Source organism: Paenibacillus violae, from assembly GCF_032461945.1.
Lineage (GTDB): Bacteria > Bacillota > Bacilli > Paenibacillales > NBRC-103111 > Paenibacillus_E > Paenibacillus_E violae.
Genome location: NZ_JAWCUD010000002.1, coordinates 90,354 through 110,179 on the forward strand (window position 1 = coordinate 90,354; position 19,826 = coordinate 110,179).

The following is a 19,826-nucleotide window of genomic DNA, read 5'->3' on the forward strand; positions in this document are numbered from 1 at the left end:
TCCTCCTAATATTACAAAACACCTATTAAAGCTCAGTTAAATCGCAAAGCGGCTAAACGCTCTTCCAAAATCACACGCAGTTCATCAGGAATCCGTACATACTCGACCCCTTTTCCCAAAAACAAAAGCCAATCCGCATAATACGCAAGCGCCTCGTTATCTGCCACATCCAACTGAACATTGAAAGTCCCGCTCGACTGAAACATCCCCGTTAAGGACAAAATGATCCCAGGCGGGTGCATACGCTTATAGCGCTGAATCCCAATGGTATCAAGTTTCACAACTAGATTGGCTTCACGTGCACGAAGCAGTTTCTTGTCCAAAATCTCTTGTTCTGTCCACTTCATCTCCTGCTTAGAAATGGCCGAATCCCTCAGCATCTCAACAGGCAAATAACGAAACTCATCCGTATCAAAATCATATACCTCGACCAGCCACTTAGCGTTCGAATTAAATATATGTAGTAAATAAACATCCAGCAACTGCGGCCAGCCCAGATTCATTTCATAAGTCACACGTAAATGTTTATCTCGCACAGCAAGCGAAATCAGCTGGTTTAGCTCGGCAGGCGCCGCATCATCAAGCTCCAGAAGATTCGGATTTGCGGGATTTGTATTTTCGAAAAGCAAGATATTATTGAGCTCGATCAGCTCGTCTTGCTGAGTTTGCGACGCGATACCGATAAGTTTTTCAGTGATTGAGCGGCGATTATGGAGATAAGGCAGCTGCGAATTTTTTGAGGCGATAAAGCTGATAAAAATCGCTTTCAACTCTTCTGGCGTGAAGCGGGCAGCGGGCAGATACTGATTTTGCAGGACAAAGTATCCGCCACCACGCCCAAGCTCGGACGTCAACGGAAAACCCATCGCTTGAATCTCGTTGATATCGCGGATCGCCGTCGCGCGGGAAATCTTGAACTCTTGCTGTATCTCAGCAATTGTAAAGTGCGCACGGTTATTGATGTAACGCATGATCAGGTTCACTCGTTCTGTTTTTTTCATGATTTTATTATATCAAAAATGTAGCATTAAATGTCAGGACAAACGTATTTACATGTTCGGGTCCAATAAAAAGTATCACTTTTTGATACATTTGACTAATAAGATCAGTCTTGTAAACAATAACCCCCTCAAAGGAGAGAACAAAATGACTAACTACTCCATTAAAACAATCTCAGAAAACTACAAAATGACGGCTTTTGGTGTTTCATTTGATGACTACAATGACTGGGCAGGAAATGCAGCAAAAACTGCAGCGAAGAAAGCTGAAATCACAGAAAACGGCAAGCTTGCTGAGCTTCTCGCACTCGCTGACGGGCAAGAATATCAAATCAACTACAACCTCGACCGCAAGCCTTGGCGCGGCTTCGGCGTAATGGGCGAGTTCAACGTAGAAGGCGCAGTTGTCCTCGAATTCCTCGCTGGCGATTACCTTGTCGTGCCTGGCACAGGCGCTGACAAAGACCGCCTTGCTGACGAAATTACAGGCAAAGTTTTCGGGGGCCTCCTCCAAGAAATCACAGAATATAAATACGTTGGTCCTGGTAACTCAACATTCGTTAAAGCAATTGATACAGGTGAATTCTACGGGGAAATGTGGCTTCGTGTCATGAAAGTTGAAAAATAATCCTTGTCAAATCTTTCAAAATCAATACAATGGAGCCTGACTTCCCAAAAATTATATCGGATAAAAGGAGCATTCACATGGCAGAATACACACTTGAACACAAAAAATCATTCACATTAACCGCTTATGGTTTTTCAATCCAGTCGAATTTTCAAGACATGCCGGCTATGCAAAAAGAAAAAACCGAGTTTTGGGATAAACTTAAAGCTGACGGGCGTTTTAATAAGCTCAAAGACGCTGCAAAAGATGATCGCGAATGGTCTGTCAATGAGGTCTATCAAGGAAAACCATGGAATTATTTCGCAGTAGAAGCTGGAAAATCAGTGACTGACGCAACGCGTATCATCGAGTTTCCAGAGAGTGAATACATCGTGGTCGCAGGAAATGGCGAAAAGGAATCTTTATTTGATCAGTTGACTTACCGTGCATTTGGCGAAGTCTTGTCTCAAATCACAGATTATGCTTACATCGGTGGTCCAAATGCGACTTATCGCAAAGATAACCGTGACGGCACTTTCTACGGCGAATTTTGGGTGCCAGTGGTTAAAAAATAATCAGCATGACAAAGGCAGCCATTTTGTTGGCTGCCTTTTGCTATACCTGAGTTTAAAGCCTGCTTAGAATAAATCTGTAACGGCCCCTTTGGAAGCAGATGAAACTAATCTGGCATATTTACTGAGAACACCATGACTAAATTTCAATTGTGGCTGAACCCATTCACTCTTGCGTTTCGCTAACTCTTCATCTGAAACTTCAAAGGAAATTTCTTGTGTTTCACTATCGATGGTAATGTTGTCACCTTCTTGCAGAAGAGCAATGGGTCCACCTACTTGCGCTTCTGGCGCTACATGGCCTACTACAAAACCGTGTGAGCCACCTGAAAATCGGCCATCCGTAATGAGTGCAACTTCTCCACCAAATCCTTTCCCGACAATTAAAGCGGTAACTGAAAGCATCTCTGGCATACCAGGTCCACCCTTCGGTCCGCAGTATCGAATAACTAACACATCTCCTTTGCGGATTTGGTTTTGTACTATCGCCTCTGTAGCCTCTGCCTCGCTGTCATATACGCGTGCAGGACCAGTAAAACGAGCCTTTTTCATTCCTGACATTTTGGCAATTGCACCTTCCGGCGCCAAATTTCCCTTTAGAACGACCAACGGTCCACTAGTTTTTAGGGGATTATCAAAAGGTCGAATAATGTCTTGATTTTCATGCAAAGGTTCTGAAGCTGCCAGATTCTCTGCTAAAGTTTTTCCAGTAATCGTCATGCAATCCCCATGGAGAAGACCCTGTTCAAGAAGAAGCTTCATCACACCCGGTACACCCCCAACATCACTTAGGTCCTGCATGACATACTTTCCACTCGGTTTAAGATCTGCTATGTGCGGCACTTTGACGCGAATACGTTCGAAATCATCATAGGTTAACTCCACTTGTACGGAGTGTGCAATCGCAATAAGGTGCAAGAAGGCATTCGTAGAGCCACCGAGTGCCATTACAAGCGTTATCGCATTTTCAAATGCTTTCTTTGTCATGATATCACGGGGATAAATCCCCTTCTCAAGTAGTTCGAGTACTTGCTCACCGGCTTTTTCGCATTCCAATGCTTTTTGAGGTGATACCGCTGAGGTGGAAGATGATCCTGGTAAACTCATGCCTAATGCTTCTGCCGCAGATGCCATTGTGTTAGCTGTATACATGCCTCCGCAAGCACCAGCTCCAGGACAAGCGTTGCACTCTACGTTGTGAAGCTCCTCATCCGTCATTTTTCCATCATGATATAAGCCTACTGCTTCAAAAGCACTAACAATATCAACGTCTTTCCCATCTAACTTTCCAGGTTGAATGGTTCCCCCATACACATAAATCGCAGGCAAATTCAGTCGGCCAATGGCCATTAAACATGCTGGTGTATTCTTATCGCATCCGCCTATAGCAACAAGTGCATCGAAACGCTCGGCATTCGTAACAATCTCAATAGAGTCTGCAATAGCTTCACGGCTTGGTAAAGAGTACAACATCCCGTCATGCCCCATCGATATTCCGTCTGAAACCGTAATGGTGTTAAAAATCAGAGGAGCACCACCATGAAGTTGAATTCCCTTCTTCGCTGCAAGCGCTAACGAATCAATATGCATGTTACATGGGGTTACTTCACTCCACGTACTGGCTACCCCAATCATCGGCTTCTTGAAATCGTCGTCTTTAAAACCTACAGCCCTAAGCATAGCGCGATTAGGAACGCGATTGACTCCCTCACTGATAACTTTGCTTCGAATTCTTAAATCTTTTTGATCAAACATTCACATCAATCCTTTCAATATTAGATTAGGGCATACAGTTCATGCATAGGTCTTATTAAGTTTTGTTTCATATGTGCGGCAGCTGTTTCAGCGTCTTTCTCCTCCAAAGCTAAAATGATTGATGCGTGCTCTTCCACTGAAGCAAGTGTTCCCGTAATTGGCTGTTTTAAAAAGACATACTTAAATCTTCTTATATGGATTTGCAATGATGTACTGAATGACGCGATATACGCATTATCCCCTACATCAACAATTAAATTATGAAACTGCTCATCAAGTTCCATAGCTTGGTAGGTCTGTCCATTGTGGATGGCTTGGGCGAATTGCTGATTTATTGCTTTTAAGTCCTCAATCTGTTCAAGGGTAATAAGGTTTGCCGCGTATTCGGCAGCCAAAGAATAGAGGGCAGCGAGTGTCGGGTAAAGCTTAAGAATATCATCTTTTTCTATATTCGTTACTCTTGTTTCTTTGCCCGGAAACATCGAGACAAGACCTTGCATTTCCAAAAGCTGAAAGGCTTCCCTGATTGGAGTTCTGCTAACAGCTAAAGATTCTGCGAGTTCAGCATCAATTAATTTTTCGCCCGGCACAAGTGTCCCTTCAATGATCCATCTCTGAATTTGAGTTAATGCTCGTTCTTTCGCTGATATTCGAGTAGGTGAAGAAAAATTATGGGGTATTGGCATGAGCAATCTCCTTTTTGTTGCTATATGTATATGCAATATATCGCATTTCGGAGTTGGATGCAATGAGATATTTATTTTCCAGACTGTCGGGATTGTAAGGCGCGAAAAATTGAGTGAGTCTTTTAAATAAAAAACGGGCAATCCGTCATTGCGGATTACCCGTCACTTCTATTTAAACTTAGTTTGCACTAAGATATTTTACTGCCCAAGCACCATAATCCACTTTGAGCTTTGCTGCATCTTCCTTACTGATGGCACCCGCAGCGGCAAAACCGTTGATATCTTGGTTAGCCTTTTTCAGCAGGTTATATAAGAGTGAGTCCGGATCCTGATTAGCTGCTTTAGCTATGCTTTGCCCTCCGTCCAGATTCTTAAGTAGGTCAGCGGTTTCGATTCCGGAGACTGAAGCCACATCATCGATAACCCGATCCGAGCGGTTCGCCATATATTGCTTCGCATCCACTTGATCTTTGTAGCCCTGGCGGTTGATGGCATCCAGCACGAGGCTATCAGCTTCCGACTCGGTCGCCGCTAGATCAGCAGCGTTGAGCCAGCCTTTCTGCACCGCCTGCTCGATATAAGCATGTGCATTCTGCTGCAAATAGCTGCTCAAGTCATTCTCGTCTTTGCCCGTTGCTTCTACTAGTGTATGATCATCTGCCAAAGACTGGCGCAGATCAGTTACGGCAGCTTCTGCATAATTCGCACTGTCTTCGACAAGAGCTTGAATGCTTTCTTCCGCAATCGCATGGTTGCTGCTGCCACTAGCCGCTTGGCCGTATCCGTCTAAGTCAATGGCTTTGTCAATCGCCTCAGCCGCACTCTTCTTCAACTGATCTCGCAATTGTGCGGAGAGATTGCCTGCATTCCATTCATTGTCCAAGTCTCGGCTTATTGCATCCATAAGCTGCGCTGATAAATCTGAAGATGCGAGACCGGAAGCCGTAACCAAGCTTTGGCCTGCGGCTAATCCATCCGTGATATCCTTATAATCTTTGCCCGCAAAAGCAGCTGCAGCTTGAATCATCATGTCCGGATCCAGCTTCTTATTCAGCAGTGCCTGGCCGTACTTCTCCATCCATGGCGTCGTTTGCTCGTCGTAGCCCTTCTTCTCAATGACCTGCCAGATCTGATCTGCCCCGGAAATCGCAAGCTGGTCTCGTTGATCGACTTTCAGGCTTCCCGCACTAACCGCAGCATCCAAATCTCCACCCAGCAAGGTGTTCAATACGCTGTTTAATGCTTGCGCATCCATCCCTGTTGCCTCAACAATCGATTGCCCGGATTGAAGAGCCTGCCTGATATCGGTTTCCGCAACAGCTGAAGCCGTAGCAGCATCTGAGATGATATGGTTCAAGCGATTTTGAATGATGCTTTTTCCATCCTTAGGCAGGTATGAAGTTGCATTAGTCCCTGGCCAAGATTGCTGAACCCAGCTCGCTATACCCTCTTTGAACTGCTGCTGAAGATTAGCAGCTTCTTCGTCCGTAAGAGTCCCTTGCTTAACCTCATTGCTAGTATCAATCCCGAACTGCTCAATAAGCGACGATGACAGCTCCGATAAGGCAAGACCTGAAGCGGTCGCCAAGCTCGATCCATTATGTAACAAATCGCTAAAATCGCTCGTATTTAACTTGGCAGCTTCTGCTGTATGCACATCGAGTTTGCTAAGCCAGTTGTTCAAGAACATGGTGCTAAAATCTATAGTTGCCACCTGCGTATCAGGTTTCTCTGCATTCGTCTGCGCCGTTGTATTTACACCAGTTACCGCTTCATCCGCATAAGCTCCGCGCGGAAGCACGATTCCGCTTGTGGATGCGGCCAAAATGGCGGCACCCATCAATACCATAAGTTGTTTTCTCATCCTACTCCTCACCTCTCCGATCATTTTCGGTATGCCACTTGCTCTCGACATAATGAAGTATAGGCGTGCTTCCTGAACTTTACATGAACGAACCCTTAAACTGGAATAATTTCCCGGTTAAAATCACCTTAATTTCTGCAAGTCCACGCTGAAATTAAGCTGAAACTTCTTACTGCGACCGATTCCGTATTTATCAAACGCTATTTCGAGAAATAATGTCCTTGCTCCAGATCTGCGAGAAGCCCCTGTTGGACAGGCTTCCAGCCGAGCAGTTCCCTCGTCTCTTCACTTGATCTTGCTAAGTCAAGCGACGCGACCATGCCTAGAAAACCGAAGATCGCTTGTGCCTCTTCACGCGGGATGCTGACTACCGGCACATCTAAGTGGCGGCCTATGACTTCGGCAAGGTCACTGAACGGAATGCCTTCATCGTCCACGCCATCCAGTCGCGAACCAGCCGGCGCAGATTCTACAGCGAGGCGGAACAAAACTGCCGCATCCAAGCGATGAATCGCTGGCCAACGGTTTGTGCCGTCTCCAATGTAAGCTGAAGAGCCTCTTTCCTGAGCGATCCGGATTAATTGCGGCACGAAGCCTTTATCTCCTTCTCCATGAACGGATGGTGCTAGCGATACGATCGATGCTCTCACACCTTTTTCTATAAACGAAAGGGCTGCATCTTCCGATGCTTTACCATTCGCATGAGCTGTGATAACAAGTGGTTTACTGGTGCCTGCAAGCACCTCTCCCATTGCTTCAATGGCGCGAAGATCCGTTGCTAGTGATCCGGCGAAATTAGTGAAATCGTGGTTAAAAGCCAGATGAATAACGCCGTCTGAAGTTGCTGCACGGCTGCGAAGTAAATCCAGATCCTCTAAAACACCGCGAGCTACCTCAGCTCCCAAGCTTTCTAATACTTGAGCACCACTCTCTGAACGTGTCAAACCAACTACCTGATGTCCCGCACCGATGAGTTCGCGGACAACTGCTGTACCAATATAACCTGCTGCACCTGTAACAAATATTCGCATAATCGTTTTATGCCTCCTTAAGTATTTGACGAAGATATGACTCTAGTCTAAACTATGAAGTGAACTCTAAGGCAAGCGTTTGGAGGTGGAATATGATTTGAAAATTCAAGAATTAGCAGACTTGATGGGTTTAACCCCCCACACCATTCGTTTTTACGAGAAAGAGGGTTTGCTGGACAGCAGGCATATTCAGCGAGAGAAGAATAATTACCGCAACTACTCGGACGAAGCCATTGAACGGTTAAGGCTGATTAAGAAATTTCAAGGCATCGGCTGTTCGTTAGCTGAGCTGAAAACAATTTTGCAGGATCACGATACGAATGCTCGCACGAACCAAGAAGTAATAGAATGGATTCTTCAGAAAATCAATGAAATCGAGCGTAAGAAGGACGAATACGATCAAATGCTTGTAACGCTGAATTGGATGCTGACATACAGGAAGTTGCTGAATGAAGACCCACAGCAAGCTGAGGCTATGATGGCGGATTTACGTCTTCGAATGAATATCTAGCATCGAATATTTTAGAATCGAAAAAAGGGCTGCCACTTGGGCAGCCCTTCTGTTTTACTTCACAACGATCGAAGTGACGAGATTATTCGAACCGATCAATTCAACGAGATGGCCTTCACTGAATAGGCCCAAGTTCCCAGATAAGCTGACACTCGGCGATACATTATAGAGTGTGTTTTGATCAGTGCCGTTAACGTTTTGGGAGATCGTAATCGTCGCAATCACACCTTGTGCGTTAACGGTTGTGCTTTTCAAATACCCGTAAATATCAAACGACTGGTCAACGCCTGCGTTGCGCGTAACCTCGATGTAAATCACTTGATTGTTCGACGTGCGCAAGTTGACGACATCTCCGGTGCGAAGATCTGACAATGTGGCGCGCACTCCGTTACGGTAAACAACCACGTCAGGAGAAACCGTGTAGTAGGCAGGACTGCTGCTGTTTGTCGAAGTCACTTGCAGCACATTGTTGGAAACCGCAGCGTTCAGTGTTGCACTAGTGCTGAGCGTTTGCGCCATCTGTGTCACCTGAACATAAGTGACCAAGTTATTGGATGTGCTGATGTTCACCACGTCCCCGATTTGCAGCGCAGAGCGGCTAACTTGAACATTGTTGCGGTAAATGACAGCATTGGAATCCAGTGTATACGTTGTGTTCACTCCTGCTTTCATCAGCTGCAGTACGTTATCGTTCACAATCGCGCTGACCGTGCCGCTGTTTGTTACAGGTGTGGCGGATGTCGTTACGGAGATGTAGGTCACTTGATTGTTCGCAATGCTCAAGCTGACAACATCGCCCACCCTAAGGTCGTAAGCGGTGATTCTTGTACCGCCTCTGTACACGACAACGTTCGGATCAAGCGTCATCGAAGATGACTGCGTGCCATTCGTAATCGTCAATGTATTATTTGTAACCGGCACACTGACTGTACCGTTATATAGCACCGTATTCGGGTTAGAGTTCACCGGTGTCGTCACTTCAATGAACACAACCTGATTGTTGAAGAGGCTGAGTTTCACTTGATCGCCTACTTGAATCGCAGAAACGTTGACTTTAGCGCCGTTCCGGTAAACAAACACTTCCGGATGCAGCGCATACGAATACGTGCTGCCCGAGCGTGTCAGGTTCAGCGTGCTGCCCGTTACAGCTGCATTCACTGTGCCTGTCAACGAGTTGTTGTCCTGATCCGGCAGTTGTCCACCGACGCGATCCAACAGCGCGGCAAGTTGTGCACGCGTTACCGGTTGGTTCGGTTTGAAGGTATTGTCTTCAAAGCCATCGACAAGTCCCCGCTCCCGCGCGACAGCGACATAACCAACTGAGCCTGCAGGAATTTGCTTAGCGTCTGTAAACGGTAGCACCGTATTCATCTTGGCTTTGGCATCGGCGTCCAGTTTCAACGCTTTCACCAGTAGTGTTGTTGCCCACAGCCGGTCGCTGACTTTTTGCGGGTTGACCATGTCATCGCTTTCGGAGAACAGGTCATTCTCCAGAGCGACGGCTACGTAGCCGACAGCCCATGCTGGAATTTGGTTGGCATCTTTAAAATTTAGCTTTGTACTCATCTTAGCCGGCGATTCCGCCTGATCGCGCAGCCCCATTAAACGAACAGCCGCGGTGATCGCTTCGATGCGGGACACCGTGTTCTGCGGTTTAAAAGTTCCGTCGTCATAGCCTTCAAACACCCGCTTGGAAGCAAGGCTGGCAATATAACGCATCGCCCATTCCGAGTTCTTCAAATCGTTGAACGTCAAATGCAATTCGATCTTGTTATTACCCTTCCGATCGTCATCGTGTTTGCCTTTGTTTTTGTTATAGCCTTCTGCCATTACCGCCGTACCGCTGCCTAGCATCATGACGAGTGCAAGTCCTGCTGCGACTACCTTTTTCGAATGCAACATCCCGTTCCCTCTCCCTTATCATTAAAATGATTCATGATAACTAATGATCAATCAAATGAATTCGGCAGGGTGGATAATTATGAGAGGGTGCAATCGAATTTCTCTAGAGATTTTTCCTAATTATTTTCCAAAAGCAATGAATTGAACGAGACGTCCCGTTATTTGTTCCCGAGTTGTTCCGCCAAACCGATTAGAAGTCCATCTTTTCCACGTATGTAGCAGAGCCGATACGAGTCCCCATACTGAACAACTTCCCCAACGAGCTGTGCACCATGCTTAGTGACTAGTCTGGATACCAATTCGTCAATGCCTTCAACAGTGAACATGACGCGCAGATAACCGAGGGCATTTACAGGAGCAGTTCGGTGATCTGATACCGTAGGTGGGGTGAGAAATCGCGAAAGTTCAATTCGGCTGTGGCCATCTGGGGTAATCATCATAGCAATCTCCACACACTGTGAACCTAGCCCGGTTACACGACCAGCCCATTCACCTTCAATTGTAGCTCGCCCTTCCAGCTTCAAGCCAATCTCCTCGAAGAAAGAAATTGCGTCATCAAGTGATTCTACTACAATGCCAACATTGTCCATTCTTAATAATTTGTTTTTTGCCATAGTTTTATCTCCTTATATGTATAAATTTATTAGCAGATCATCTTCATATTGATTCTAACAAGAAATGCTAATTCCTTCCAAACGATTAACTCGCAGATGCTATTATTCGCATAATTGCATACTTTTCATCTTCTACTAGGAACCAATTTCGATCAATAAATGGCCGAAACATTTGATCCCCACTTGCGTTAATGTATATATCCTGTAATTCGACTCTGAAGAGCATTGGAGGAAACCTTGTATGCGAAAACAAACGCTTACTTTACTATCCCTAATCCTGCTTAGCGGATTGGTCCTCGACAAAGGTGTGCAAGCCGCTGATTCGAATTCCGCGCTGCTTCCATTACCGATTGAACTCGTTTTAAATGAACAACTTACGCCAGTGTATGATTCGATCGAAGGTCAGCGGCTATATTTCGCCTCACCTCAAGTCGTAAAGGTCGATGGGGCAGAACCAAGCTGGGATCGTAAATTGATTCAAACTCATGAGGCTGTCTGGTTCGAAATTAAGACGACTGACGGCGATCGCTGGGTTCACCTGCAAAATCCCGAGTTTCGGGAAGACTACTATCAACATCTCCTGTTGACCGGTAAGGAGAACTTCTATAATGACCAGAGCCACAGCTCTGGCGCTCGAAGCGCGGGTTCCGTTTCTCCTCAACTGCTGCGCGTCCTGTACGCCGATGATGGCAATTATTTGATTCAAACCTGGCTCGGCTATCGGTGGATGCGTCCGCAGCACCCCATCATTGACGATGTGCAGACATATGGTGCGAACAGCTCAGGCATGTCGTTTGAACTACCGACAACTTCTCCAATGTTCGATTCGCCAGACGCAGGCAGTCATGTGGCAGGCTGGCTTGCCCCGCAATGGTTCACATCCAAAATTGTATGGAACGATTGGTACTATGTGGATACTTGGGATGGCCCCCATTGGGTAAACCCGAAAGTCGGAAATCCTGCGGACTTACGCAGCGAAGAAACGACGCTTCGATTAGACCAAACGGCGGTTGTTTACGAACATCCTAACAAGGCTGCCCGCGTACTTGGCTCACTTGCTCCTCAAACCATTAATACTTTCGAGCATGGAAGCGGCTGGCATCATATTCATAGTTCGTGGCTCGGTGATTCATGGATATACGCTGTGAAAAAGGACCAGGATCCTGATGCTTACGTTCCTCCAACGAAGGTAGAGGTAAAACCGATTACAGTAATCAATCAAACGAAAACAATTACTGAACTCGGATCCGGGTCGCGAAATTATCCGTTTGATTTGACGGTTCATGTTAAGAACGAGGCCGGTAATATCTCTAGTGAAGCTTTTCAACCTTATGGAAAACAAGTCGGTATTGAATTCATATTCCGGAATGGGAGTGAGGAGGTGTTAACAATGCAGCCAACTGCCTTCAAAATCGACATCTCCCGTCGGGACAAGACAGATGGTTCGTTGACGCTTGTTTGGTCCGGTCAAATCGATTCGCCTGATGCGAAATTGGCAAGCGGCGAAGTACATTCGTTTGACTTTATCTGGGATCAGAAAGATTTCGACGGGAAGCAAGTCCCTTTTGGCGAATATTCTGTTGAAATCAAACTTCCGATGAGCATCAGCTACACGAAGGATGGCGAAAATGGCACGCTTCAGCACGAGGACGCCAAGAGTGCGATGCTTACAAGCTTCCCGCTGCGAATCAGCGCTCAGTGAAAGTTGCCTGACTGCCGAGCTCAGCAGCATTCACTTGAACATCTGCCGCTGCTCGGAGCTGATCCCAGTGTGACTGAAACTTTTGGTCAACGAGCTTGCGGTATACTTCATCCCGAACCTTCGCGAAGGCTTTGACTCCTTCCTCAAGCCGACTGTCGCAATAGACCATGACATAACTGCTCTGATCGACAAAAATAGGGCTGTACTCGCCCGGATGCAATCGGTTCGCCTGCTCGAATACGGCTTCCCGATATTTCAATAAGCTGCGCTTATTCTCCTCAGTTATCATCTCGTCGATGACTTGTATCGGCGCAGCTTCCGCTGCATTGACAATTACTTCAAGTTTGGCGCCGGAGACTGCTTCCTTGTGCAGCGCCTGCATGCGTTTCAAATCGCTTCCTGCCTCTGAGCTGATCGGCAGTTTCCAGACTTTCAACCGGATGGTTGGCTGGATCGTATACGCCGCTAAGTCCCTTTGATAGGCTAGCTGCAGGGCTTCTTCCGATGTGTCCATCGTTTGTGCGGCCATTCTTTTTAAGCCATTTTCCAATTGGGCGAACTCATCGGCGTAGAACGTTTGGTCCGAAAATCGCTTGGGGCCATAGATGACTGCCTTTTGTTCTGCTGCTTGCGCTCTCCGCTCGTTTTCCTTGTCTAGTTGGGCATGGAAATCTGCGAAGGAAGCGGATGCGAGCAGTCCCTGCTTCACCCCCTCCAGCTGCAAGACCTTTACCTGAATGGCCGTCTCGAGTTCATCGGCCTTCCGTCCCTCCTGCGACCCGGTTTGGGGAGTGGATAGCCGCCTCGCAAGCCCATACTCTTCCATCGTCAGGGGCTCGCCGTTGACGGTTGCTACAATTCGGACTTCCGATTGTAAACGACCGGCCTGCGACGACGTTTCACCCTGATCAGCTGGAACGCTTGTAGTGCAAGAAGTGAGAACAAGTAATCCCAGAAAAATACGGCTAACTTGCACGGATATGTTTCGCTTAGTAGCCTTCATGCCTGAACCACTTCCCTTCCCTTAGAAAAATAAGACTCCCCGCCAAGCTGAACGGAGAGCCCTTAGGTGCTCGCTTGCGTTATGACACTGGGACAAGCTCCCATTGCTGATTGTAGCTGCCGCTAAACGGCCACTGAATGATCGGCGTGCCATCGGCTGTCGAGCCCCCCGAAATATCGACGGCTTTTCCGCTTAGCTTGCTAATGAGTTTGTAATAGCCCTCAGCGGATGCAGCGGAAAGTTTCCACTGCTGATTGTCTCCTCCACTATATGGCCATTGAATAATTGAAGCCCCGTCCGTGGTGGAATACCCGGATATATCAATCGCTTTACCGTTTAGCTTACTGACTATTTTATAATTACCGCCGCCTACATACGCAATTTGCCACAGTTGATTGTCCCCTCCGGTATAAGCAAGCTGCTGCAGTTGAACACCATCGGTATTGGAACTTCCCGGAATGCTTAAGGCTTTGCTGCTGTTTCTGCTGATGATTTTGTAATAGGAAGATGTGAATCCGCTGGCAATGCCCGCACCATTATAGGCCCCTCGATTTGTCGATCCGCTGGACGCCACGGAGTTGCCCCAGAAATCTTTGCCGCTGTTATTGTTGACGAACACGCCGGAACCGATCGCCGGAGAGTCTTGCAGCAACTTATACCCGTTTAATGAAGTGCGTCCAAGATTCCCTGATCCCACATTTACAAATGCAGGGTCGGAAGTTAGTTTGTGCGTCTCATTGGGTTCGGAAGAAGGATGATTGCTTATAGAGGAAATGAGGATTAATCTGGCTTTGCAAATAGGCAAGCTCCGCTCTTCGTTTCACCAGTTCAGACTCGTACAGCAAGCGTTTGCCCTCAACCAAGTGTTCGGTTAATTCCTCAATCTCAGCCATCATTTCATTAAAACGCGTCGTCATCACCGTCATTTCCGCGTAGCCGCCGACTTGAATGCGCTTGCTTAATTGATTTTTCTGCCCCATACGCATCTCATTTATCAGGCGCATCATTTTTTTAGCGGCTGCAGGATGTTATTGATAACAAAAAGAAGCGGCACAATTAACAAAAGCAGAGCTACTGCGACCAGAATCAACTGCTGCTTGCGAATATCATTGATACCCCTGAGCAAGATTTCGTTAGGTATTTCGATGACAATTTCCCCTCCCAGATCGGGAATGCTATCTTTCTGAACGAGATATTTTCGGTTCGAACCCGCCAATACCTGTTCGGGAATAAGGCTGCCAAGCCGCGTGGATGGATCATTGGTAAAAAAAACATGCCCCATGCGATCCGACATATACACCTTCGCCCCGTTGAATAGCTTGTCTGGAAAATTCACATCAAACAAAGACTTAATCGAAATTGTCATCAGCACCGTACCTAGACGTTTGTTGCCTTCACTAAACTCCGTTGTAGAATACACGGGCGCTCCTACAACAAGAACTGGCATTGTTTTTGCCACGAAATCAATCTCTCTGTAGCCCGCATAATAGAACAGTGTTTGGTCCGGGATTTCATCGACAATTGGCATCAGATCATTCAGATTGCCTTGAATGTTGACTTTCGTGTTATTTCTCCCGACCAGCATGATGTCCAACAGACCATCCTTAATGCCCATCATATCCGACAAATAATTCCTCAATTGCGTGTACGCTTCAAACTTCTCAACCGGATCTGTCACGTAAAAATAGTTTTGAACCGTCTGTCCATTGTAAGCAACCGTATCCAAAATGCGAATAATGTATTCGCTATTGGCCGCAATGGTCTGCTTCAACTGGGAGATGCCTCCCTGTACATAATTGCTGTTGTCACGCTTTACCACCTCGACAGAGCGGAAATAATTCGTGACCATGATTAGAAGCATGGGAATGACAATGAGCGAAGTCAGCAAGGTCAATTGCCAAGCAATGGGAAGCTTCTTCAAACTGCCTTTCATCCAGCACTTCCCCTTCTACTAGGTGGTAGGAGCAAAAACCTTTCAGAGCATTTTATCGAAAAATTTCAAACCTGTCCATGGATTCTGATTAGATATGAAGCTAAGAAATTGATAAAGATCGATTTCTTTCATAAATATCTATCTGAGAGCGCTGTCTTTCGGTACAATGGGTATGATAATTACTATTCAAACAGTTAGAACCAGGAGGAACATTCAAATGAACGATCATTTCGAGCAGTTTTTTGATTCGCTTCAGGCACAACAGCTACTGGACCAAATGTACGGAAGCGAAGAACGAGAGAGACAAATTGACAGATACCGGAAGTGTATGGAAGGATATCGTGCGCAATATGGAGATAAGGAGTCGTTGAAATACTTCAGTGCTCCGGGGCGTACTGAGATAGGCGGCAATCATACAGACCATAACAATGGAAAAGTATTGGCAGCTAGTATCCAGTTAGATACGATTGCGGCTGCAGCAACCGTAGACACTGGAGTTATTTCGGTCATTTCCGAAGGGTATCCGGGCATGTCCGTCATCCATTTGGATGATCTAGCACCTAAGTCTGGCGAGGGTGGGACGGCTGCTTTGATCCGCGGTATTGCACATGGTTTCCAACAGCACGGGTATCAAATTGGCGGATTTAATGCTAGCATCAGCAGTAACGTGCTTCCAGCATCAGGACTCAGTTCCTCGGCCTCTTTCGAAATTCTGATCTGCCAAATGCTTAGTACGTTTTATAACAACGGAGATATGGATGCGGTCATGATGTCGCGCATTGGCAAGTATGCTGAAAATCTTTATTGGAACAAGCCGTCAGGAATGCTAGACCAGATGGCTTGCTCGCACGGTGGCATGATCACAATCGATTTCAAAGATCCGGCAGAACCTCAGATTGAGCGTGTTCCAGGTACCTTTGAAGCAGCAGGTTACAGCCTTGTCATTGTCAGTACAGGCGGTAATCATGCTGATCTCACGAAGGATTATGCATCAATTCCGAACGAGATGCGGGCGGTAGCACAAGCCTTTGGTGCAGAGGTATGCCGCGATTTGACGGCAGAGATGATCTATGACCGGCTCGCGGAACTCCGCGAAACTGCCGGAGATCGCGCGGTGCTGCGGGTCCTCCATTATCTGGATGAAAATGACCGTGTTGGGCAGCAGGTAGAGGCAATTATGGCGGGCGAATGGCAGAACGTGCTGAAATATATTACTGCTTCAGGTAATTCCTCGTGGAAATGGCTGCAGAACATCTACCAAGAATCGGTATCCCGTGAACAGGGGATTGCACTTACACTCGCCATTACCGAGCGTTTCATCAACAAGTTGGGCGACGGTGCTTGCCGAGTACATGGCGGCGGTTTCGCAGGCGTCATTCTCGCCGTTCTGCCACATGCGGCAGTAGCGGAATATCGGGAACTAATCGGGCGTACGACTGGGACGGAACTGTTCAAGATCAGCGTACGTGAAATCGGAGCGGTCTGTTTGAATACACTCTTGTAGATTCGAGGGTTTAATGGTCAATTGTATGCTCCCTTATACGAGAGGTTGTCTATCGTTAAGGGAGCATGCAAATGAATTAAACCTTAGCTTTCCACTCATTTTTATCAAGCTTGTAGTAATTATAACTCTCGTTATCTATTTCAATAACGCTTTGAAAATTAAACCCGCATTTTTGTATTATTTCATAATCCGTCAACCATATTTTACGTCGCTCTTTAGATACGCTCCAACCAGGCAAGTACTCATATATTTCAGGTTGCCAGATTAAAGAATGAAATTGATCGAGATCATCAAACGTGTACTCTTTAAGATACACATCCTTACAATCAATAGTAAAGATTCTGCTTTCGCTCAATGTCTTCACTTCATTGTTAGGCACTGTTATAGCCTCGCAAACGTGATGTAATCGACTTGGGCAGGCTCTGCTGATTCAATCCGAAGTGCCCGGTTGATCTGTCCCCGGTGATATTGACCATGTAAGAGGACCTGCAATAGAATGTCCCTAATTGACGTTTTGAACGGAACCCCGCTCTGGTTCGCATAGTCGATCATCTCGTCCAACATGGATTCCTCGAGCCCTTCAACATAGACGCGATATTGCTCGGCGTTTTCTTCGAACATCGTCCGGATCTCCTCCAGATTTTCCGCTTCTTCCCAGAGTAAATATTGTGTGGTGCCCTTGCCCTGCAATCGGGACAGCCAGACTCGTTCCGCGACCGCGACGTGCCGAACCAGCTTCAACAGGTCCTTGTTCTTCGTCTCACTCTCCTCGAGCGCGTCCAAGATGCGTCCGTCCGCCCAGTAAAGATGGTCCATCATGCACTTAATTGTTTTCATATTTGTTTCCTCCTGTTCGTCTCACGGATTAGTTGAAGCTGCTTATATCCGTTAGCGTAACGCCCTGTACTTACAATCCTATGTGTCTCAACTCTACTAGTAATTGATCGACAATCAAATTAACAGGCAACAATCCATTAATTTCAATGTCAGAATTCGGTTTTACGTTTTTTTGCATTTCTAAGTAAGCATCTCTTCCACGGACTAGGTAGTTGTTTAAGTCACTATTCAAATCATAAACCAAGTTCTCACTTTGATCTCGTAAAATCCTTCTCGCCATCGCGATATCCAATGGGGTATCAATAAAAACTGTTAAATCAATGTATCCACTCATAGAATCATTTAAATATGCAAATGGATAATCCAGAAGGATATATTCAATAGATTCATTCTTAAGATATTCTTGGATGTCTTTAATTAAAGGGGCCAGATTCCATTCGTTATAATTAGCTCCTCTACTAACCCAATCACAAATGTCTTCAGGACAATCTTTAAAGTCATATTCATCAAAATACAATGCTTTTGAATTATTCAATTTACCTAGTAACTGATTGGTAATGGTAGTCTTCCCACCTCCTGATATAGCAGCAATTGAAATTACATGAGGTTTCACGTTCATAATGGACCTCCAAAATTCTGACAATCTTCCACAAAGAAAATCGTTTTTCAGTGCAATATCTCAACCCTATTATACCAGATGTTGGTATCTTTAAAATGTTGTATTGCTCTTCTCCTAAACGGCATTCTACGGCATGTTTGTATTAAAAAATAAAAAAGGAGCTGCATCGCTGCAAACTCCACTCTCTTTCTTTAAACGTTGCGATGTCTCTGTCTTCTCATCCACTGGGTCGCTACCCATTTCTCCCCGACTTCAACTGGATTTCCTGCGTGTAATGTTAGTTCATTTAAGCGACTATCATTATAAAAATATTCAAAATAGACGGCACTACCTTTTTTCGGCGTTACTGAGAAACGAAGCGATGGGAAATGCGTTTCACCGCCTTTTTCCACGTCATTTAAGTACATCACCAAAGTGCTGATCCGATTGTTAACAACATTTTCGGATGTAAAATAGTCAAAATGAGGATGATACTGCTCCCCTACTTTATATTGTAAAATTTGCAGCGGTTCCGCATGTGATATCGGTATATTCATGAGTTCAGAAATTCTGGCCTCAATTCTTTGAATCATTTCATTTTCGCTTTCCTCAAAAAACATGTTGCTGCTTGTTCTAATATCGCTTACTACTCGAGACTTGCCGATTTTAGCTCTTTTCATTCTATTATTAGCTAAGTCTATCAAAGCGTCACACTCTGTGTAGCTTAATACATTGTCCAAAATTAAAATAAGCGGTTCATCCATTCTGCCGACAATAGGAATCTCTCTGTCCTTAGTAATAATTTTGTTTCCAAATGAATTAAAAATCGTCTGCTCTATAATGGCCATCGTTGCAACCTCCATTATTGATTACTGAGGAAGTACTCTGCATGATGTCAGTCGATTTAAACAGTTCTTCGTGGAATCAGATGTTCCTCATATTCTATAAAAATTATTCTATTACGCTTTATTTTAGAACAAACGAAGCTTTCTATTATATTTTTAAATTCCGTATAACTTCTAGTTAAAAACTATCCTTTGCGTGTATAATATCAAACAGGAAATGATAATTTATTTGAAATGGATGTGCTCACTCTGGATAAATACGACGATTTACTAATGACTTTGCTACAGGAAGAAATAGATCTCCAGTTTTCCGTTTTTACGAATGAGACTGCTTACAGGGTTGGGAACAGGATTATTGAAAAGGCAATGAAAGAGAATAAAGCAATCGTCGTCAATATTCGTAAAAACAATGAGCTGTTATTTTACAGCAGAATGAACGGCACATCTTCAAATAACGACGAATGGGTGACATGGAAAAATAACGTTGTCCAACATTTTGGGCATAGTTCCTATTACATACACGTATTACTGAAATCGACCGCTTCGACAGTGGAAGCCTCCGGCCTCAATCCGAATGATTACAAGGCTGAGGGTGGCGCCTTTCCGTTAATTTTGAAGGATGAAGGTATTGTAGGCACAATTTCGGTATCAGGACTGCCTGGTGAAGAAGATCACAACATGATTACTTCCGTATTAAAGGAATTACTTTTGGGAAAATAATCATTGGAAAAGGTTCGAATTGCAAGTGCTTCAGCTAAAAAGGAAAAAAACTTACAAGGTCAGTTTGCCAAGGCAGATTGGCCTTTTCAAATTTTCCCGAATCGAGAACGAATCTTTTTGTAATGAAAAATGGCTCTTCCGTTT

At 45.4% G+C, this 19,826-nt stretch carries 21 protein-coding genes; 6 read left to right on the forward strand and 15 right to left on the reverse strand.

Annotated elements, in window-relative coordinates:
* Window positions 1-32: 32 nt before the first annotated feature.
* On the reverse strand, window positions 33-1,001 hold the full coding sequence (locus tag RQP52_RS07345; RefSeq protein WP_315950530.1) for a helix-turn-helix transcriptional regulator: 969 nt from the start codon (window positions 999-1,001) through the stop codon (window positions 33-35).
* 145 nt (window positions 1,002-1,146) lie between these two features.
* On the opposite strand from RQP52_RS07345, the gene RQP52_RS07350 reads away from it, so the two are divergent.
* Entirely contained in the window at window positions 1,147-1,626 is a 480-nt protein-coding gene (locus RQP52_RS07350; RefSeq protein ID WP_315950531.1) for a hypothetical protein, read from the forward strand.
* A 77-nt stretch (window positions 1,627-1,703) separates the two neighbouring features.
* Window positions 1,704-2,180 carry a GyrI-like domain-containing protein gene (locus RQP52_RS07355; RefSeq protein WP_315950532.1) on the forward strand — a complete coding sequence of 159 codons (477 nt, stop codon included), beginning with the start codon at window positions 1,704-1,706 and terminating at the stop codon, window positions 2,178-2,180.
* Window positions 2,181-2,243: 63 nt separating this feature from the next.
* Here the strand turns inward: RQP52_RS07355 and ilvD are convergent, their stop codons facing one another.
* The 4 genes from ilvD to RQP52_RS07375 all read right to left on the reverse strand — a co-directional run bounded on the left by ilvD (window position 2,244) and on the right by RQP52_RS07375 (window position 7,513).
* Window positions 2,244-3,932, reverse strand: a complete 1,689-nt coding sequence (gene ilvD, locus RQP52_RS07360; RefSeq protein ID WP_315950534.1) for a dihydroxy-acid dehydratase — start codon at window positions 3,930-3,932, stop codon at window positions 2,244-2,246.
* A gap of 20 nt (window positions 3,933-3,952) precedes the next feature.
* Window positions 3,953-4,618, reverse strand: coding sequence for a GntR family transcriptional regulator (locus RQP52_RS07365; RefSeq protein ID WP_315950536.1), 666 nt, complete (start codon window positions 4,616-4,618; stop codon window positions 3,953-3,955).
* A 178-nt stretch (window positions 4,619-4,796) separates the two neighbouring features.
* Window positions 4,797-6,482 carry a hypothetical protein gene (locus tag RQP52_RS07370; protein WP_315950538.1) on the reverse strand — a complete coding sequence of 562 codons (1,686 nt, stop codon included), beginning with the start codon at window positions 6,480-6,482 and terminating at the stop codon, window positions 4,797-4,799.
* 200 nt (window positions 6,483-6,682) lie between these two features.
* The gene (locus RQP52_RS07375; protein WP_315950540.1) at window positions 6,683-7,513 is read right to left on the reverse strand and encodes an SDR family oxidoreductase; all 831 of its coding nucleotides are present in this window, start codon (window positions 7,511-7,513) and stop codon (window positions 6,683-6,685) included.
* A 97-nt stretch (window positions 7,514-7,610) separates the two neighbouring features.
* On the opposite strand from RQP52_RS07375, the gene RQP52_RS07380 reads away from it, so the two are divergent.
* On the forward strand, window positions 7,611-8,024 hold the full coding sequence (locus RQP52_RS07380) for a MerR family transcriptional regulator (RefSeq protein ID WP_315950542.1): 414 nt from the start codon (window positions 7,611-7,613) through the stop codon (window positions 8,022-8,024).
* Between the two features lie 54 nt (window positions 8,025-8,078).
* Here RQP52_RS07380 and RQP52_RS07385 read toward each other — a convergent pair whose 3' ends face one another.
* The gene (locus RQP52_RS07385) at window positions 8,079-9,926 is read right to left on the reverse strand and encodes an S-layer homology domain-containing protein (protein WP_315950543.1); all 1,848 of its coding nucleotides are present in this window, start codon (window positions 9,924-9,926) and stop codon (window positions 8,079-8,081) included.
* Window positions 9,927-10,084: 158 nt separating this feature from the next.
* Window positions 10,085-10,540, reverse strand: a complete 456-nt coding sequence (locus RQP52_RS07390; protein ID WP_315950545.1) for a VOC family protein — start codon at window positions 10,538-10,540, stop codon at window positions 10,085-10,087.
* 241 nt (window positions 10,541-10,781) lie between these two features.
* Between RQP52_RS07390 and RQP52_RS07395 the strand changes: the two genes are divergently transcribed.
* A complete protein-coding gene (locus tag RQP52_RS07395) occupies window positions 10,782-12,242 on the forward strand; it encodes a flagellar hook assembly protein FlgD (protein ID WP_315950546.1) in 1,461 nt (486 codons plus the stop codon).
* Here RQP52_RS07395 and RQP52_RS07400 read toward each other — a convergent pair.
* From RQP52_RS07400 to RQP52_RS07415, 4 genes are all read right to left on the reverse strand, one after another.
* Window positions 12,229-13,245, reverse strand: a complete 1,017-nt coding sequence (locus RQP52_RS07400) for a peptidylprolyl isomerase (RefSeq protein WP_315950547.1) — start codon at window positions 13,243-13,245, stop codon at window positions 12,229-12,231. The two genes, RQP52_RS07395 and RQP52_RS07400, sit on opposite strands and share 14 nt — an antisense overlap.
* Before the next feature lie 79 nt (window positions 13,246-13,324).
* Window positions 13,325-13,942, reverse strand: a complete 618-nt coding sequence (locus RQP52_RS07405; protein ID WP_315950548.1) for an RICIN domain-containing protein — start codon at window positions 13,940-13,942, stop codon at window positions 13,325-13,327.
* Window positions 13,943-13,979: 37 nt separating this feature from the next.
* Window positions 13,980-14,225, reverse strand: a complete 246-nt coding sequence (locus tag RQP52_RS07410; protein WP_315950549.1) for a sensor histidine kinase — start codon at window positions 14,223-14,225, stop codon at window positions 13,980-13,982.
* 23 nt (window positions 14,226-14,248) lie between these two features.
* The gene (locus RQP52_RS07415; RefSeq protein ID WP_315950550.1) at window positions 14,249-15,178 is read right to left on the reverse strand and encodes a hypothetical protein; all 930 of its coding nucleotides are present in this window, start codon (window positions 15,176-15,178) and stop codon (window positions 14,249-14,251) included.
* A gap of 217 nt (window positions 15,179-15,395) precedes the next feature.
* On the opposite strand from RQP52_RS07415, the gene RQP52_RS07420 reads away from it, so the two are divergent.
* Window positions 15,396-16,682 (forward strand): galactokinase, encoded by a 1,287-nt coding sequence (locus tag RQP52_RS07420; RefSeq protein WP_315950551.1) that lies wholly within the window; start codon window positions 15,396-15,398, stop codon window positions 16,680-16,682.
* 76 nt (window positions 16,683-16,758) lie between these two features.
* Here RQP52_RS07420 and RQP52_RS07425 read toward each other — a convergent pair whose 3' ends face one another.
* From RQP52_RS07425 to RQP52_RS07440, 4 genes are all read right to left on the reverse strand, one after another.
* Window positions 16,759-17,061, reverse strand: a complete 303-nt coding sequence (locus tag RQP52_RS07425) for a hypothetical protein (protein ID WP_315950552.1) — start codon at window positions 17,059-17,061, stop codon at window positions 16,759-16,761.
* Between the two features lie 2 nt (window positions 17,062-17,063).
* The gene (locus tag RQP52_RS07430) at window positions 17,064-17,519 is read right to left on the reverse strand and encodes a DinB family protein (protein ID WP_315950553.1); all 456 of its coding nucleotides are present in this window, start codon (window positions 17,517-17,519) and stop codon (window positions 17,064-17,066) included.
* Between the two features lie 70 nt (window positions 17,520-17,589).
* A complete protein-coding gene (locus RQP52_RS07435; protein WP_315950554.1) occupies window positions 17,590-18,138 on the reverse strand; it encodes a nucleoside/nucleotide kinase family protein in 549 nt (182 codons plus the stop codon).
* 191 nt (window positions 18,139-18,329) lie between these two features.
* Complete coding sequence (locus tag RQP52_RS07440; protein WP_315950555.1) at window positions 18,330-18,965, reverse strand: 2OG-Fe(II) oxygenase; 636 nt, start codon at window positions 18,963-18,965, stop codon at window positions 18,330-18,332.
* A gap of 231 nt (window positions 18,966-19,196) precedes the next feature.
* On the opposite strand from RQP52_RS07440, the gene RQP52_RS07445 reads away from it, so the two are divergent.
* On the forward strand, window positions 19,197-19,682 hold the full coding sequence (locus tag RQP52_RS07445) for a heme-degrading domain-containing protein (RefSeq protein ID WP_315950556.1): 486 nt from the start codon (window positions 19,197-19,199) through the stop codon (window positions 19,680-19,682).
* The last annotated feature ends 144 nt before the right edge of the window (window positions 19,683-19,826 follow it).

Bases quoted from the DNA above. Each gene is read 5' to 3' on its own strand.
- RQP52_RS07345 (WP_315950530.1), bottom strand. From the start codon at position 1,001: ATGAAAAAAACAGAACGAGTGAACCTGATCATGCGTTACATCAATAAC.
- RQP52_RS07350 (WP_315950531.1), top strand. From the start codon at position 1,147: ATGACTAACTACTCCATTAAAACAATCTCAGAAAACTACAAAATGACG.
- RQP52_RS07355 (WP_315950532.1), top strand. From the start codon at position 1,704: ATGGCAGAATACACACTTGAACACAAAAAATCATTCACATTAACCGCT.
- ilvD (WP_315950534.1), bottom strand. From the start codon at position 3,932: ATGTTTGATCAAAAAGATTTAAGAATTCGAAGCAAAGTTATCAGTGAG.
- RQP52_RS07365 (WP_315950536.1), bottom strand. From the start codon at position 4,618: ATGCCAATACCCCATAATTTTTCTTCACCTACTCGAATATCAGCGAAA.
- RQP52_RS07370 (WP_315950538.1), bottom strand. From the start codon at position 6,482: ATGAGAAAACAACTTATGGTATTGATGGGTGCCGCCATTTTGGCCGCA.
- RQP52_RS07375 (WP_315950540.1), bottom strand. From the start codon at position 7,513: ATGCGAATATTTGTTACAGGTGCAGCAGGTTATATTGGTACAGCAGTT.
- RQP52_RS07385 (WP_315950543.1), bottom strand. From the start codon at position 9,926: ATGTTGCATTCGAAAAAGGTAGTCGCAGCAGGACTTGCACTCGTCATG.
- RQP52_RS07390 (WP_315950545.1), bottom strand. From the start codon at position 10,540: ATGGCAAAAAACAAATTATTAAGAATGGACAATGTTGGCATTGTAGTA.
- RQP52_RS07395 (WP_315950546.1), top strand. From the start codon at position 10,782: ATGCGAAAACAAACGCTTACTTTACTATCCCTAATCCTGCTTAGCGGA.
- RQP52_RS07400 (WP_315950547.1), bottom strand. From the start codon at position 13,245: ATGAAGGCTACTAAGCGAAACATATCCGTGCAAGTTAGCCGTATTTTT.
- RQP52_RS07410 (WP_315950549.1), bottom strand. From the start codon at position 14,225: ATGGGGCAGAAAAATCAATTAAGCAAGCGCATTCAAGTCGGCGGCTAC.
- RQP52_RS07415 (WP_315950550.1), bottom strand. From the start codon at position 15,178: ATGAAAGGCAGTTTGAAGAAGCTTCCCATTGCTTGGCAATTGACCTTG.
- RQP52_RS07420 (WP_315950551.1), top strand. From the start codon at position 15,396: ATGAACGATCATTTCGAGCAGTTTTTTGATTCGCTTCAGGCACAACAG.
- RQP52_RS07430 (WP_315950553.1), bottom strand. From the start codon at position 17,519: ATGAAAACAATTAAGTGCATGATGGACCATCTTTACTGGGCGGACGGA.
- RQP52_RS07435 (WP_315950554.1), bottom strand. From the start codon at position 18,138: ATGAACGTGAAACCTCATGTAATTTCAATTGCTGCTATATCAGGAGGT.
- RQP52_RS07440 (WP_315950555.1), bottom strand. From the start codon at position 18,965: ATGGCCATTATAGAGCAGACGATTTTTAATTCATTTGGAAACAAAATT.
- RQP52_RS07445 (WP_315950556.1), top strand. From the start codon at position 19,197: ATGGATGTGCTCACTCTGGATAAATACGACGATTTACTAATGACTTTG.